Source organism: Rhodococcus sp. B10 (assembly GCF_011770055.1).
Classification (GTDB): Bacteria; Actinomycetota; Actinomycetes; order Mycobacteriales; family Mycobacteriaceae; genus Rhodococcoides; species Rhodococcoides kyotonensis_B.
The window spans coordinates 65475-80291 of the sequence record NZ_JAAFYV010000013.1 but is presented as its reverse complement, the minus strand read 5'-3'; the positions used below and the strand labels follow the sequence as shown (position 1 = coordinate 80291).

Below are 14817 nucleotides of genomic sequence, written 5' to 3'. Positions count from 1 at the left end.
TTGTCGAACCGGTGTCAAGTAGCATCGGCACTCGTCATGACCACCTCTCGTAAGCGGCTGTCCCCGACGGAACGACGTACTCAGCTCCTCGACATCGGATCCCGGCTTTTCGCCGATCGGCCGTACGACGACGTGTGGATCGAGGAGGTCGCCGATCTGGCCGGCGTCTCGCGGGGCTTGATGTATCACTACTTCCCGTCGAAACGTGACTTCTTCGCCGAGATCATTCGCGTCGAATCCGTGCGCATTCTCGAGATCACGGCGCCGGACACGTCGCTCCCGGTCGTCGAACAGGTCGCTGCCGGTCTCGATGCCTACATTCGATACGCCTCCGAGCACGAACACGGCGTCCGGGCGATCAACCGCGGATCCATACTGGGCGACACCGAGATTCAGGCCATCGTGACGGCCGAGTTCGACACGCAACAGCAGCGAATACTCGCCGCGCTGCCGCCGGAGCTGCAGACCGAGCTGATGAAGTCCGCGTTGCGCGGATGGGTGTCGTTCGTTCGCGCTGTATGCCTCGACTGGCTGGACCGCAGGGCAATCACGGAAGAGGACGTGAAGACGCTGTGCATGCGTGCTCTCGAAGGGCTGCTGGCGAGCTAGAGCAGGGCTATCGTGGCGGGCATGTGCCGAAACATCACCACGCTGCGTGGGCTCGAACCGCATGCGACCGACGAGGAGATCGAGGCCGCGGCAAGGCAGTACGTCCGCAAGATCAGCGGCGTCCAGAAGACATCCGATGCGACGCGTGACGCGTTCGAACAGGCGGTCGCCGAGGTCACCGCGACGACGCACCGGCTGCTCGACGCACTGCCCGACCGTCGTCAGCCGCCACCCACCCTGCCGCCGCTGCGTCGACCCGAAGTGCAGGCGCGCATCGCCGCGAAAGCCGCGAGCAGCTAGGTACTGTCCGGCGGTACCTCGGGCAGCCCCTCGCTGACGCGAAGCTTCTCCGCCACCGCGCTGAGCAGATTCTGCGAGTCCTCGGACAGGTCGAACGCGCGCGCCGACAGCCTGCGCAACCCGTACCCCTCGATCTGTGTGATGAGCTCGAGGTCGCGATCGACCTTCGTCGCGTAGATGTCGTTGAAGAAGTAGTCGGACTTGACCTTGAAGAAGCGGGCGAGCGCGGCCACGGTGTCGTCGGACGGATTGGTCCGTTGCCCGGAGCGTAGCTGCGAAATGTACGGCTTGGAGATCTGGTGGCCACCTTCGGCCAATGCGTCGGCGACCTCGGCGTTGGTATGTGGTTTGCGGCCCGGCGGGTGCACCGTGTTGAACAGCGTATTCAGTCTGGCCGCGAAGTCTGCGGACATCGGATATCTTCTTTCGACCGGCCGCACGCGTAGTGCATGCGACACCTCGATGATAACCGGTGGATAACCGCTGTGCAGTGCTGAAACATGCTCGTAGAACGTACTTTTCGGTCGCTTTCACACTCGTTCGATGATCGTCCCCGTCGACAGCGCGCCACCCGCGCACATGGTGATCAGTGCCGTCGACGCGTCACGACGCTCGAGTTCGTGCAACGCGGTGGTCAGCAGTCGTGCACCGGTGCTTCCGACGGGGTGGCCCAACGCCAGCGCCCCGCCGTTGACGTTCACCTTGTCCATGTCCGGGCGATGAACCGACGCCCAGGACAGCGGAACCGATGCGAACGCCTCGTTCACCTCGAACAGATCCAGATCGCCGATCTTCATGCCACTCTGTTCCAGAACCCGTGTCGTGGCCTGGACCGGACCGTCCAGGTGAAACTCGGTTTCCGCCCCGACCAAGCATTGCGCGACGATCCGCGCCCGCGGGGTGAGACCCAGTTCGACGGCGCGTGCCGAGTCCATCAAGATCACCGCCGCGGCCCCGTCGGAAATCTGCGACGACGTCCCGGCCGTGTGAAGGCCGTCCTGCATTACCGGTGTCAACCTCGCCAGCGATTCCGTCGTCGTGTCGCGCAGGCCCTGGTCGCGGGTGACGACCTCGTCGCCGACGGCCACCGGCAGGACCTCACGATCGAACCGACCCTCGTCCCAGGCGCGTCTCGCGAACGCTTGAGAGCGCACGCCGAGAGCCTCGAGATCGGCGCGACCGAGGCCGCGGCGTCGGGCGATCCGTTCGGCGGCCTCGAACTGATTGGGCAGGTCGATGTTCCACGACTCGGGTCGACGCGGCCCTGCGTTCTCGCCGACATTGACGCCCAACGGAACTCGGCTCATCGACTCGACTCCGCATGCCATGCCGCTGTCGATCGCGCCTGCTGCGATCAGGCCCGCGACGAGGTGAGTGGCCTGCTGCGCGGAACCGCATTGCGCGTCGACGGTCATGCATCCGGTCTGCCACGGAAGTCCCGCGTGGAGCCAGGCGGTGCGGGTGACGTTGTTCGACTGCTCGCCGGCCTGGGTGACGCACCCGCCGATGACCTGTTCGACAGTGTCGCTGTGCGTGGGGTCGAGTCCGAGCCGGTCGAGTGCGCCGCGTTGCGCGAGCCCGAGTAGTTCGGCGGCGTGCAGGCTCGACAACCAGCCTCCTCTCTTGCCGATCGGTGTGCGGACGGCCTCGACGACGACGGGATCACCCACGGTGAACTCCTTTCCCTCCTGCCTCTCGAAATTAGAACACGTTCTCTTCGACGTGCAAGTGCCGTCGACCATTATTCTTCCGTGCCACATGCCTCTGTGTTTGAATAAACCTAGAACGTGTTGCAGATGTCAGGAGAGCCAGTGACAGTACGACCGGACCTCACGCGTCCCGATCTGCCGGAGAACTTCGACCCCACCGATCCCGGCATCTACGAAAGCCACATCCCGGTGAAGGAATTCGCCGAATTGCGGAGGACAGCGCCGATCTGGTGGTGTCCGCAGTCTCCGGAGATCGGCGGATTTCATGACGACGGCTACTGGGTCGTCACCAAGCACGCGGACGTCAAGGAGATCTCGAAGCGCAGCGATGTCTTCTCGAGTCGCGAGAACACGGCGCTGCCGCGCTTCAACGACGACATCACGCGCGAGCAGATCGAGCTGCAGCGCTTCGTCATGCTGAATCAGGATGCGCCCCAACACACCAAGACCCGCAAGCTCGTGTCGAAGGGGTTCACGCCGAAGGCCGTCAACGGTCTCCGGGCCGAGCTCGAACGGCGCGCCGACGTCATCGTCAAGAAGGCTGCACAGAATCCGACAGGTGACTTCGTCACCGAGGTCGCGTCGGAGCTTCCTCTGCAGGCCATCGCCGATCTCATCGGTATTCCACAGGAGGACCGCAAGAAAATCTTCGACTGGTCGAACGAGATGACGTCGTACGACGATCCGGAATTCGACATAGACCCGGTGGAGGCGTCGACGCAGATCCTCGGCTACGCGTATCAGATGGCCGACGAGCGGCGCCGGTGTCCGAAAGACGACATCATCACCACTCTGATCAACGCCGACATCGACGGTGACCACATGAAGCCAGAGGAATTCGGCTTCTTCGTCATCATCCTGGCGGTGGCGGGGAACGAGACCACCCGCAATGCGATCACGCACGGGATGGCGGCGTTCATGGACAACCCCGATCAGTGGGAACTGTTCAAGAAGGAGCGTCCGGACACGACGGCCGACGAGGTCGTCCGCTACGCGAGCCCGATCACGGCGTTCCAGCGCACCGCCCTCGAGGACTTCGATCTGAACGGCACGACGATAAAGGCAGGCCAACGCGTTGCGATGTTCTACGGCTCGGCGAACTTCGACGAAGACGTGTTCGAGGATCCTCACCGATTCGACATCACGCGAAACCCCAATCCGCACGTCGGATTCGGCGGCCATGGTGCGCACTACTGCATCGGAGCGAATCTTGCGCGCATGGAGATCGGACTGATGTTCAACGCGATCGCCGACAACATCCCGGACATCACCAAGTTGGCCGATCCCCGGCGGCTCAGGTCCGGATGGCTCAACGGGGTCAAGGAGTTTCGGGTCGATTACACGGGTGGATGTCCGGTCAGGCACTAGCGCACCCGTGAGTGGCAATGTACAGCCCGCTGTACATTGCCACTCACATGAAGTTTTCCGCGAACTTCCGCATCGACTCCTGCTTCGCCTCGAGCGGCCCGTCGAACCCGATGCCGTCGAAGACCCAGGGCACGGTGATGATGTCGGTGACGCCTGCTTCCTCCAGCTCGGCGTATCCGTCCTTTCCGAAGCGATCGATGCACACGGTCTGGATCTCGAACGGCTCGTCGGCTTTTCCGTACTCGGCGCGCAACTCGCGCAGCCGTGCGATGACGCCCACCAGGTCGTCGAACGTGATCATCGCGGACGTCCAGCCGTCGCCGACTCGCGCCGCTCGCCGCAACGCGACGTCGGTGTGGCCGCCGACGTAGAAGGGCACGGGCTTCGCCGGCGCGGGACTCATCTGCAGTTTGTCGAAATCGTAGAACTCGCCGTGATGCTCGACCATTCCGCCGCCGAGAATCAGCTTGATGACGTCGATCATCTCGTCGACTCGTTTGCCGCGTTTCGCGTACGGCACCCCGCACCATTCGAATTCCTCGGGTGCCCAGCCGATTCCGACGCCGAATCCGAATCGATCACCGGTCATCGCGGCCACCGAGCCGACCTGGCGAGCCAGCAGTACGGGGTTGCGGGAGCCGAGCTTGAGCACCTGCGTGTAGAACTCGATGCGCGTCGTCACCGCACCCATCGCGGCTGCTGCGATGAGTGGGTCGACCCACGGGGTGTCGGCCGTCCACATGCGTGACCCGTCCGGGGTGTACGGATAGTCCGCCGACTGAGTTTCCATGTAGAACAACGAATCCGGTAGCGCGATCGACGTGAACCCGCACTCCTCCGCCGTTCGCGCCAGCGTCGTCAACTCGTTCAACGGCGTCATGGCGATTCCGACGGTGTACTTCACGGTTGCTCACTCCCTACGACCCACATCGAAAAGTATTGTGAACCACCGCCGTACGCGTGGCCGAGTGCTGTCCGGGCGCCGTCGACCTGATGATCGCCTGCCCGGTGCATCACCTGCATCGCGGCCTCGGCGAACCGAATCAGGCCCGACGCACCGATCGGATTCGACGACAGCACACCACCGGAGCAATTGACCGGCAAGGTTCCGCCGAGTGCCGTGTCTCCCGCTTCGGTGAGCTTCCAGCCTTCGCCCTCCGGCATGAACCCGAGGTTCTCGAGCCACATCGGCTCGAACCACGAGAACGGCACATAGATCTCGGCGACGTCGATCTCGGTCAGCGGATCGGTGATACCCGCAGCCTTCCACAGTGCAGCGGCGGCATCCTTGCCTGCCTGCGGACTGACCTGGTCACGGCCCGAGAACGTCGTCGGCTCGGTGCGCATCGCCGTCGCGTGAATCCACGCGACCCGCTTCCCGTCGGCGACGCGAGCACGTGCCGATTCCTCGTCGCCGATGACGATGGCGCACGCCCCGTCGGACGACGGGCAGGTCTCGTCGTAGCGAATCGGATCCCAGAGCATCTGCGACGCCTGTACCGACTCGAGCGTGATGTTCGGTTGCCGCAGATGCGCGTACGGATTCTTCGCACCGTTCAGTCGGTCCTTCACCGCGACCATTGCGCCGATGTGGTCCGGCGCATGCGAGCGCCTGATGTACGACCGCACGTGCGGCGCGAAGTACCCACCCGCGCCCGCACCGACCGGCATGTTGAACGGAATCGGAATCGACAACGCCCACATGGCATTGCTCTCCGACTGCTTCTCCCACGCCACGGCCAGGACGCGTCGGTGCACACCCGACTGCACGAGCGACGACGCCACCACCCCGGTCGAGCCGCCGACGGAACCGGCGGTGTGCACGCGGAGCAGCGGCTTTCCGGTGGCGCCGATGGCGTCGGCCATGAACAACTCGGGCATCATGACGCCCTCGAACAGATCGGGTGCCTTCCCGACGACGACGGCATCGATGTCGTCCCAGGTCACCTCGGCGTCGGTCATCGCGCGGTCGATCGCTTCGCGCAGCAGTCCGGACATGGACACGTCGTATCTCTTGGCGACGTAGTGCGTCTGGCCGGTCCCGAGGACGGCCGCGGGGTGCTTGCTCATCTATCTCCCCTCCATCACGGCGACCAGATTCTGTTGCAGCAGAGGACCACTCGTTGCATGCGCGAGGACGCGGTCGTCGTGCCCGTCGAAGATGCGTGTCGCGGCGTGTCCGATGCGTTCGAGCCCGGCCGAGAACATCGCGTTCCCGACGAGGGTTCCACCGGACGGATTCACGGCGGTTCGGTCCGAGAGCCAGTCGCTGAGAATGATTTCCTGATGTGTGAAGGGCGCGTGGAGTTCGGCGGACACGATGCTCGCCAGATCGCCTCCCGACGCCTTCAGCGCCGCGTTGTGTGCCGACGGGGCCGTCGTCAGATCTCGGGCACCGATCTCGGGGGAGTCGACGAGATGCTCGATTCCCGTTATCCAAGCCGGGTTCTCGCGGAGCGAGCGCGCACGGTCGCCCGCCGCAAGAACGATCGCCGACGCGCCGTCGGTCACCGGTGCACAGTCGTGCGCGCGGAGGGGGTCCGCGATGTAGTCCGCGGCGAGCAGCGTTTCCACATATAGCGGCGCAGTCAGCTGCGCCAGCGGATGCGCGTTCGCTCGGTTGCGCACCGCGACTTCGGCCATCGCGCGTTCGTCCCACTTGCCGGCGTCGATACCCATTCGGGCTTGAATTCCGGCCAACGACACCGCATCCGGCCAGAGCGGGCCCACCAGGTAGGGGTCGAGTTGCATCGCGAGGATCTTCGGCAGTGTTCCTGCCGACGACTTGCCGAAGCCGTACACCAGTGCTGTTTCGACCTCGCCCGTCATCAACTTGACCCACGCCTCGTAGAACGCCCATGCCGCATCCATCTCGACGTGTGACTCGTTGATCGGCGGCACCGCGCCGATGGCGTCGATCGCCGAGATGAACGAGAAGGCGCGTCCGGCGAGGTAGTCGGACGAGCCGGAACACCAGAAACCGATGTCGGACTTGTCGATTCCCAGTTCGTCGTACAGCTGCCGGAAGCACGGCACCAGCATCTCGACGCCGTTGGTGGTGCCCGCCGTTTCGGCGACGTTCGGCGCCTGCGCGAACCCCACCACTGCGATATCGGTCATGGCCGCCCCTTACAGGTGGTGTCGGTAGGTGTCGTAGTCCGCGTCGGGTTCACCCGTCGGGCGGAAGTATTCGATGTTCTCGAGTGTGTAATCCCAGTCCTGCTGCGGCTTCCATTTCGCTTCGACGCGCATCCCCATCCGGACATCTGCCGGGTCGCATTCGAGGATCAGATGCAGAAACGCGATGTCGGCGCCGTCGAGCAGCACGTAGGCCGCGATGTACGGGGGCTTGATCCGCTGGCCGAGGAACGGCACGTTGACGATGCAGAAGGTCGTCACGATGCCACGATCGGGCAGTTCCACCTGCTCCGCCGTCGGCCGCCCGTCGGTGGGATCGGCCCCGCGAGGAGGTACGTACACCTTGCCGGCAGAGTCCGTCCGTCCGCCGAGAATGCGTCCCTCTTTCAAACCGCGGAGGTAGTAACTCTCCTCGGCCGACGCGGAATGCGTGTACTCCAGGCGGACTGGGGTGGTGATCATCTCGACGGGGTCACCGGCGGACTGCGGGTCCTCGGCACCCTCACCCGGCCCAACGGGTCGTTCCGCAGGCTCCACTCCCGGCCCAATGGGTCGTTCCGCAGGCTCCACTCCCGGCTGGAAGCAGATGACGTCGTGAATATCGCCGACTCGCTCCTCGGCCCACCGCGCATGTACGCGCATGCCGGTCGACATACGGTCCGGGCTTCCCGCGTCGACGGCGTGCAGCAGCGCCGTGTCGGCGCCGTCGAGTCGAACGAGCGCGAACGCGAAGGGACGGTCGAGAGGTTGCCCGTCATAGGGCGTCGGCACCCAGGACCACGACACGACGGTGCCCGTCGATGCGACGTCCACGAAATCGGTGACGGGTTCCATTGTCGCCGAGTCGAATTCGGGTGGCGGTACGTGAACGAGGCCGTCGCTCGTGCGTCCGCCACGAATCTGTTTGCGACGCAACCCCGTCAGGAACGCTCCGATGGTCGGCCCGACCGAGCGTGTGTAATCGAAAGCATTGTTCAGCGGCGCGCTGAGTGGTGCATTCACCGAAGTCACATTTTTCAGTAGAACAGGTTCTTATTATGGAGGCAAGACCGGTCGACGGAGGGCACTGGAAATGAAGCTCGGATTGCAGCTCGGCTACTGGGGTGCACAGCCCCCGACGGGAACGGCGGACCTCGTCGACGCGGCGGAGGAGGCGGGTTTCGACGCCGTATTCGCCGCCGAATCGTGGGGGTCCGACGCTTTCACGCCGCTGGCCTGGTGGGGTTCGCGCACGTCGCGCGTCGCTCTCGGCACGTCGGTGGCGCAGCTGTCCGCACGTACGCCGACCAGCTGCGCGATGCACGCGCTGACCCTCGACCACCTCAGCGGTGGGAGGGCCGTCCTCGGCCTCGGTGTGTCCGGACCGCAGGTCGTCGAGGGGTGGTACGGACAGCCGTTTCCGAAACCGTTGGCACGCACGCGCGAGTACGTCGACATCGTGCGGCAGGTCCTGGCTCGGGAGCGTCCCGTCACCAGCGACGGACCGCACTACCCGCTGCCGGCCGACGGCACCGGCCTGGGCAAACCGCTGAAATCCATCACGCACCCGCTCCGCGCCGACCTGCCGATCTGGCTCGGCGCCGAGGGTCCGAAGAACGTGGCGTTGGCCGCCGAGATCGCCGACGGTTGGCTGGCCATCTACTACTCGCCGAGGCTCGCGCCGATGTACGACGAGTGGCTCGACGACGGATTCGCACGTCCCGGCGCGCGTCGGACACGGGAGAATTTCGAGGTCGCCGCGACCTGTCAGGTGGTGCTCACCGACGATCGGCCCGCGGCGATCGCGCAGCTCAAGCCGACCGTCGCGCTGTACGTCGGCGGAATGGGCGCACCGGAACTGAACTTCCACGCGCAGGTGTACCGGCGCATGGGCTACGACGAGGAGGTCGCCGAGATCGGCAGGCTGTTCCAGTCCGGACGCAAGGACGAGGCGGCCGCCGTCGTGCCGGACGAGATGGTTGCCGAAACGATGATCATCGGCAACGCCGACCACGTGCGCGGCGAGGTGAAGCGCTGGGAGGACGCCGGCGTGACGATGCTGCTCGTGACTGCGCCCACCGCGTCGCGAGTGCGGGAGCTCGGGGCCTTGCTGAAGAGGTAGAACACGTTCTAGATTGTGTGGCATGACGGTCGAAGAGAAGGCTGGAATGCGCACGGGTGGGTTGTGGAACATCGCCGCCGAGGAACCGGAACGCATCGCGCTCGTCGATCCCGAGGGGCGACCGCACACCTACGGCGAGTTGGTGTCCGACGCGAACCGCTACGGTCGCGGCTTGCAGGACATGGGGCTCCGGCCGGGCGACAGCGTCGTGATGATGCTCCACAACAGCGCAGATCTCGTCGCGTTCTACTTCGCCGCGTTCCAGACCGGTCTCTACATCGTGGCCGTCAACTGGCACCTGACCGGCTCCGAAGTGGCGTACATACTGCAGGACAGTGACGCGAAAGCCTTTGTCGCGTCGGCACGATTCGCCGACGCGGCACGCCGGGCCGCCGACGAATCCGGTGTGCCTGCGCGATTCTCGGTCGGCGACATCGACGGGTTCATGCCGCTGCGCGATCTCGGTGCTTCCGACGCGCGACCCGACATCCGCACTGCGGGTGGGCCGATGCTGTACACGTCGGGAACGACGGGAAAACCGAAAGGCGTGCGACGCCCGCTCACCGGTGCCGACCCGGATCAGGTGCCGCTCGCGTCGAGTGGGTTCTTCGCGATCTTCGGGATACGACCGTTCGACGACCACGTGCACATCTGCGGCTCGCCGCTCTATCACACGGCCGTGCTGAACTTCGTCGCGATCTCGATTCAACTGGGCCACACGGTGATTCTGATGGACCGATGGGATCCCGAGGAGATGCTCGCGCTCATCGAACGGCATCGCGTGACGCACGGCCACATGGTCCCGACGCAGTTCCACCGGTTGCTCGCCCTGCCCGACGCGACCCGCGAGAAGTACGACGTGTCGTCGCTGCGCGTCATGATCCACGGTGCCGCGCCGTGTCCGCTGGACGTGAAACGAAAGATGCTGCAGTGGTGGGGTCCTGTCGTCACCGAGTACTACGCTGCGACCGAAGGTGGGGGAACGGTCATCTCGGGTGGCGAGTGGCTGCGCAAGCCCGGATCGGTCGGACTGCCGTGGCCCAATTCGGTCGTCAAGGTGCTGGGCGACGACGGAAACGAGCTCGCCGCAGGCGAACCCGGCCAGGTGTACATGCGTATGGGCGGTTCGAGCTTCGAATACCACCACGACAAGAAGAAGACCGAGGCGTCACGCGTCGGAGATCTGTTCACACTCGGCGACATCGGTTATCTCGACGAGGACGGCTACCTGTTTCTGTGCGACCGCAAGTCCGACATGATCATCTCCGGCGGGGTCAACATCTATCCCGCCGAGATCGAAGGGGAGCTGATCACGCACCCCAGTGTGGCCGATATCGCGGTGTTCGGTGTGCCGCACGAAGATTGGGGTGAGGAGGTCAAGGCGGTCGTACAACCGGAAGTAGGCGTCGAACCGGACGATCGCCTGACCGCGGACATTCTCGACTTCGCTCGCGAGCGGCTGGCGAAGTACAAGCTCCCGAAGTCCATCGACTACACCGACGAATTGCCGCGCGACCCGAACGGAAAGCTGTACAAGCGCAGACTCCGCGACCCGTATTGGTAGGCGCCTGCGGCGCACGTGCGCGAAAATGCATAGCCCGCTATGTATTTTCGTACACGTGCAGCGGAGCTGCCTACAGGGGATCGTGCTGCACGTGCTCCATCGGCGTACCGACCTTGCGCAGTGCGTACAGCGTCGTGCGCACCATCGACGGTGAACCGCAGACCTGGATTCGACGGTCCGCCCACGATCCGAACTGCGTGACGACCTTGCCGATCGGTCCGTGCAGCCGGTGGTGCATGCCTACAGGCAATTCCGGGGTCGGCGACGCGTGCCACCACGGGTCCTCGTTCTCCTCGGTGACGGGTACGACCGTGAGCCATGGGTTCGACAGCGACAGTTGCCACATGGTCTGCGCGTCGTACAGGTCGCGCGGGTAGATCCCGCTCATGAAGAGGTGCACGCGGGGATTGCGACTCATGCGAGCCATGTCCATGATCTGCGCGCGCAGCGGCGCCAGGCCCGTTCCGCCCGCGATCATCAACACGTCCTCGGGGATCGACCGGTCGACGTGCAGTCCACCGAGCGGCGGGCTCACCGCCCACCGATCTCCGACGACGGTCTCGCCCACGATCGCGGGACTGACCCAGCCGCCGGACACGCGTCGGACATGGAATTCGATCTCGCCCTGCGGGTTGCTCGGAATGGCGGGGGACAGGTAGCGCCACAGCTTGGGTCGCTGCGGAATCTGCACGCTGACGTACTGGCCCGGGAAGTAGGGGATGCTCTCGTCCAGCTGCAGCCGCACGACGGCCAGGTCGTCGAGCAGCCGCTGGTGGTCGACGACCGTCGCTCCCCAGTACGGCGGCATCTCGTCCGAATCCGCTGCGACGGCCATGCTGTCGCTGACCAGGTCGAGTGTGGCCGTCCATGCGGCTTCGATCTCGTCGGTCCATACCTCGTTGCCGACGAAGGTCCGGAACGCCGAGATCAGCGCCGAACTACCGGCACGCAAGTGCGACCCGTCGACACCGTGTTTGCGGTGGTCGCGCCCCAGTTGTTCGAGGAACGGGACGACGCGCTCGTCGCGGTCGAGGTTGTCGAACACCCACGCGAGCGCTTTGACGAACCGTTCGCGCTGCTGATCCATGGCAGCCGGGAAGAAGGCTCTGAACTCCGGATGTTCCGCGAAGAGGTGCGCGTAGAAGGATCGGGCGAGTCGCTCGGGGCCGTCGTCCGCTGCAAGAACCGCCTTGAAACCGGCACGAACCAGGGAGAGTGTTCGCGCATCGAGCACCGAATCGACCTCCGTCCCAGGTAGACGGTTCCGAAGTAGACCGGTCGAGGGTATCCCGTTTGGCGAACGGTGGCCACATGTCTGCGCCGGCCGGGTTCACACAAATCTTCAGAGTTGAGCGGAACAGACTCAACTTAGCTATCGTTGTACACACCGACATCAGTTGTTCTCAGAAGAAAGCAGGTGACCGGTGGACAGTTTCACCCCCACCACGAAGACCCAGGCTGCGCTCAGCGCGGCTCTGCAGGCCGCATCCGCGGCAGGTAACCCGGACATCCGTCCGGCACATTTGTTGGTGGCGTTGCTGGATCAGACAGACGGCATCGCCTCGCCATTGCTGAAGGCTGTCGGCGTCGACCCGGTGACGGTACGGGGAGAAGCTCAGACGATGGTCGATCGTCTGCCGTCGGCAACCGGTTCGACGACCACACCGCAACTCGGACGCGAAGCACTTGCCGCCATCACGACGGCACAGAACCTCGCGACGGAACTCGACGACGAGTTCGTCTCCACCGAGCACCTCATGGTCGGCCTCGCCACCGGCGATTCGGACGTCGCGAAGATGCTCACCGGACACGGGGCAGGCCCGAGCGAGCTGCGCGACGCGTTCCAGACGGTCCGCGGCAGCGCCCGCGTCACCAGCGCGGACCCGGAGAGCACGTACCAGGCGCTGGAGAAATACAGCACCGATCTCACCGCCCGCGCGCGGGAAGGCAAGCTCGATCCCGTCATCGGGCGTGACACCGAGATTCGACGCGTCGTGCAGGTTCTGTCGCGCCGGACCAAGAACAACCCGGTTCTCATCGGTGAGCCCGGCGTCGGCAAGACGGCCATCGTCGAAGGGCTCGCGCAGCGCATCATCGACGGCGACGTGCCGGAGAGCCTGCGTGGCAAGTCCGTCATCTCCCTCGACCTCGGATCGATGGTCGCCGGCGCGAAGTACCGCGGTGAATTCGAGGAACGGCTCAAGGCCGTTCTCGACGACATCAAGAACTCGGCCGGCCAGGTCATCACGTTCATCGACGAGCTGCACACCATCGTCGGTGCAGGCGCCACCGGTGAGTCCGCGATGGACGCGGGCAACATGATCAAGCCGATGCTCGCCCGCGGTGAGCTGCGGCTCGTCGGCGCGACCACGCTGGAGGAGTACCGCAAGTACATCGAGAAGGATGCTGCGCTGGAACGTCGCTTCCAACAGGTCTACGTCGGAGAGCCGACGGTCGAGGACACCGTCGGCATCCTGCGTGGCCTCAAGGAGCGCTACGAGGTGCACCACGGTGTCCGCATCACCGACTCGGCGCTGGTGGCCGCCGCCACGTTGAGCGATCGGTACATCACCGCGCGCTTCCTGCCGGACAAGGCAATCGACCTGGTCGACGAGGCCGCGTCGCGGTTGCGCATGGAGATCGACTCCCGTCCTGTCGAGATCGACGAGGTCGAGCGCGCCGTGCGTCGCCTCGAGATCGAGGAGATGGCACTCGAGAAGGAGACCGACGACGCGTCGAAAGCCCGTCTCGAGAAGTTGCGCGCCGAACTGGCCGACGACCGGGAGAAGCTCAGCGAGCTGAGTGCACGGTGGCAGAACGAGAAGAACGCCATCGACTCGGTCCGGGTGCTGAAGGAGGAGCTCGAGAACCTGCGCGGCGAGTCCGAACGAGCGGAACGCGACGGCGATCTGGGCAAGGCCGCCGAGCTGCGCTACGGCCGTATCCCTGCTCTCGAGAAGCAGCTCGAACAGCAGACCGAGGCCAGTCCCGCGCAGGACGACGTCATGTTGAAGGAAGAGGTCGGGCCGGACGATGTCGCCGACGTCGTCGCAGCATGGACCGGCATTCCTGCAGGCCGCATGCTGGAAGGCGAGACAGCGAAGCTTCTGCGCATGGAAGACGAGCTGGGCAAGCGTGTCGTCGGGCAGAAGGACGCCGTTCAAGCAGTGTCCGACGCCGTCCGCCGTGCTCGCGCAGGCGTCGCCGATCCGAATCGTCCGACGGGGTCGTTCCTGTTCCTCGGCCCGACCGGTGTCGGTAAGACCGAGCTCGCGAAGGCCCTCGCGGACTTCCTGTTCGACGACGAACGGGCGATGGTCCGTATCGACATGAGCGAGTACAGCGAGAAGCACGCGGTCGCGCGGCTCGTCGGGGCACCTCCCGGCTACGTCGGGTACGAGGCGGGTGGCCAGCTCACCGAGGCCGTCCGACGACGTCCGTACAGTGTGATCCTGTTCGACGAGGTCGAGAAGGCGCACCCGGACGTGTTCGACATCCTGCTCGCCGTCCTCGACGAGGGCAGGTTGACCGACGGTCAGGGCCGCACGGTCGACTTCCGCAACACCATCTTGATCCTGACGTCGAACCTCGGTGCGGGCGGCACGAAGGACCAGGTCATGGATGCGGTACGGCGCGCCTTCAAGCCCGAGTTCGTCAACCGGCTCGACGACGTCGTCGTGTTCGACGCCTTGTCCGAGGACCAGTTGGAGTCGATCGTCGACATCCAGCTCGGCCAGTTGGCCACGCGGCTCGCTGCGCGCAGGTTGACGTTGGACGTCTCGTCGGCGGCGAAGATGTGGCTCGCGGTGCGCGGGTACGACCCGCTGTACGGCGCTCGCCCCCTGCGCAGGCTGATCCAGCAGGCGATCGGCGACCAGCTCGCCAAGTTGCTGCTGGCAGGCACGGTGCGCGACGGTGACGTCGTTCCTGTCGCCGTGTCGCCCGACGGAGACGAGCTGGTACTGGGCTGATTCAAGGGTCCGCCGAGATCGACATGCGTGCGTGACGTCGATCTCGGCGGATCGAGG

General features: G+C 65.0%; 13 protein-coding genes. 6 read left to right on the top strand and 7 right to left on the bottom strand.

Annotated elements, in window-relative coordinates:
* The first annotated feature begins 36 nt into the window (after nt 1-36).
* Together RhoFasB10_RS11030 and RhoFasB10_RS11025 are read left to right on the top strand one after the other, a co-directional pair.
* Nucleotides 37-609, top strand: coding sequence for a TetR/AcrR family transcriptional regulator (locus RhoFasB10_RS11030; RefSeq protein WP_068423020.1), 573 nt, complete (start codon nt 37-39; stop codon nt 607-609).
* Between the two features lie 21 nt (nt 610-630).
* Nucleotides 631-909, top strand: a complete 279-nt coding sequence (locus RhoFasB10_RS11025; protein ID WP_068423295.1) for a DUF2277 domain-containing protein — start codon at nt 631-633, stop codon at nt 907-909.
* On the opposite strand, the gene RhoFasB10_RS11020 is transcribed toward RhoFasB10_RS11025, so the two are convergent.
* A complete protein-coding gene (locus RhoFasB10_RS11020) occupies nt 906-1322 on the bottom strand; it encodes a helix-turn-helix domain-containing protein (protein ID WP_068423019.1) in 417 nt (138 codons plus the stop codon). The two genes, RhoFasB10_RS11025 and RhoFasB10_RS11020, sit on opposite strands and share 4 nt — an antisense overlap.
* 117 nt (nt 1323-1439) lie before the next feature.
* Nucleotides 1440-2579: a steroid 3-ketoacyl-CoA thiolase gene (locus RhoFasB10_RS11015; protein WP_068423017.1), complete on the bottom strand. Its 1140-nt coding sequence runs from the start codon at nt 2577-2579 to the stop codon at nt 1440-1442.
* A 141-nt stretch (nt 2580-2720) separates the two neighbouring features.
* Here RhoFasB10_RS11015 and RhoFasB10_RS11010 point away from each other — a divergent pair, with 141 nt between their 5' ends.
* Nucleotides 2721-3986, top strand: coding sequence for a cytochrome P450 (locus RhoFasB10_RS11010; protein WP_254303440.1), 1266 nt, complete (start codon nt 2721-2723; stop codon nt 3984-3986).
* Between the two features lie 43 nt (nt 3987-4029).
* Here RhoFasB10_RS11010 and RhoFasB10_RS11005 read toward each other — a convergent pair whose 3' ends face one another.
* Genes RhoFasB10_RS11005 through RhoFasB10_RS10990 form a run of 4 tightly spaced genes read right to left on the bottom strand, consistent with a single transcriptional unit; the run spans nt 4030 to nt 8126 of the window.
* Nucleotides 4030-4890: a TIGR03619 family F420-dependent LLM class oxidoreductase gene (locus RhoFasB10_RS11005; RefSeq protein WP_068421657.1), complete on the bottom strand. Its 861-nt coding sequence runs from the start codon at nt 4888-4890 to the stop codon at nt 4030-4032.
* Nucleotides 4887-6056 (bottom strand): thiolase domain-containing protein, encoded by a 1170-nt coding sequence (locus tag RhoFasB10_RS11000; RefSeq protein WP_167676403.1) that lies wholly within the window; start codon nt 6054-6056, stop codon nt 4887-4889. The genes RhoFasB10_RS11005 and RhoFasB10_RS11000 overlap by 4 nt, the downstream gene beginning before the upstream one ends.
* Nucleotides 6057-7106, bottom strand: coding sequence for a thiolase domain-containing protein (locus RhoFasB10_RS10995; protein ID WP_167676401.1), 1050 nt, complete (start codon nt 7104-7106; stop codon nt 6057-6059).
* A 9-nt stretch (nt 7107-7115) separates the two neighbouring features.
* On the bottom strand, nt 7116-8126 hold the full coding sequence (locus RhoFasB10_RS10990; protein WP_346764379.1) for an OB-fold domain-containing protein: 1011 nt from the start codon (nt 8124-8126) through the stop codon (nt 7116-7118).
* Nucleotides 8127-8196: 70 nt separating this feature from the next.
* Here RhoFasB10_RS10990 and RhoFasB10_RS10985 point away from each other — a divergent pair, with 70 nt between their 5' ends.
* Complete coding sequence (locus RhoFasB10_RS10985; RefSeq protein WP_068421665.1) at nt 8197-9225, top strand: LLM class F420-dependent oxidoreductase; 1029 nt, start codon at nt 8197-8199, stop codon at nt 9223-9225.
* 22 nt (nt 9226-9247) lie between these two features.
* Nucleotides 9248-10789 carry an acyl-CoA synthetase gene (locus tag RhoFasB10_RS10980; RefSeq protein ID WP_240931029.1) on the top strand — a complete coding sequence of 514 codons (1542 nt, stop codon included), beginning with the start codon at nt 9248-9250 and terminating at the stop codon, nt 10787-10789.
* A gap of 70 nt (nt 10790-10859) precedes the next feature.
* On the opposite strand, the gene RhoFasB10_RS10975 is transcribed toward RhoFasB10_RS10980, so the two are convergent.
* Nucleotides 10860-12023 carry a globin domain-containing protein gene (locus RhoFasB10_RS10975; protein WP_167676399.1) on the bottom strand — a complete coding sequence of 388 codons (1164 nt, stop codon included), beginning with the start codon at nt 12021-12023 and terminating at the stop codon, nt 10860-10862.
* A 190-nt stretch (nt 12024-12213) separates the two neighbouring features.
* Between RhoFasB10_RS10975 and clpB the strand changes: the two genes are divergently transcribed.
* Entirely contained in the window at nt 12214-14760 is a 2547-nt protein-coding gene (gene clpB, locus RhoFasB10_RS10970; protein WP_167676397.1) for an ATP-dependent chaperone ClpB, read from the top strand.
* Nucleotides 14761-14817: the final 57 nt, after the last annotated feature.

Coding starts and splice junctions, on each gene's coding strand:
- RhoFasB10_RS11030 (WP_068423020.1), top strand. CDS start 37: ATGACCACCTCTCGTAAGCGGCTGTCCCCGACGGAACGACGTACTCAG.
- RhoFasB10_RS11025 (WP_068423295.1), top strand. CDS start 631: ATGTGCCGAAACATCACCACGCTGCGTGGGCTCGAACCGCATGCGACC.
- RhoFasB10_RS11020 (WP_068423019.1), bottom strand. CDS start 1,322: ATGTCCGCAGACTTCGCGGCCAGACTGAATACGCTGTTCAACACGGTG.
- RhoFasB10_RS11000 (WP_167676403.1), bottom strand. CDS start 6,056: ATGAGCAAGCACCCCGCGGCCGTCCTCGGGACCGGCCAGACGCACTAC.
- RhoFasB10_RS10995 (WP_167676401.1), bottom strand. CDS start 7,106: ATGACCGATATCGCAGTGGTGGGGTTCGCGCAGGCGCCGAACGTCGCC.
- RhoFasB10_RS10985 (WP_068421665.1), top strand. CDS start 8,197: ATGAAGCTCGGATTGCAGCTCGGCTACTGGGGTGCACAGCCCCCGACG.
- RhoFasB10_RS10980 (WP_240931029.1), top strand. CDS start 9,248: ATGACGGTCGAAGAGAAGGCTGGAATGCGCACGGGTGGGTTGTGGAAC.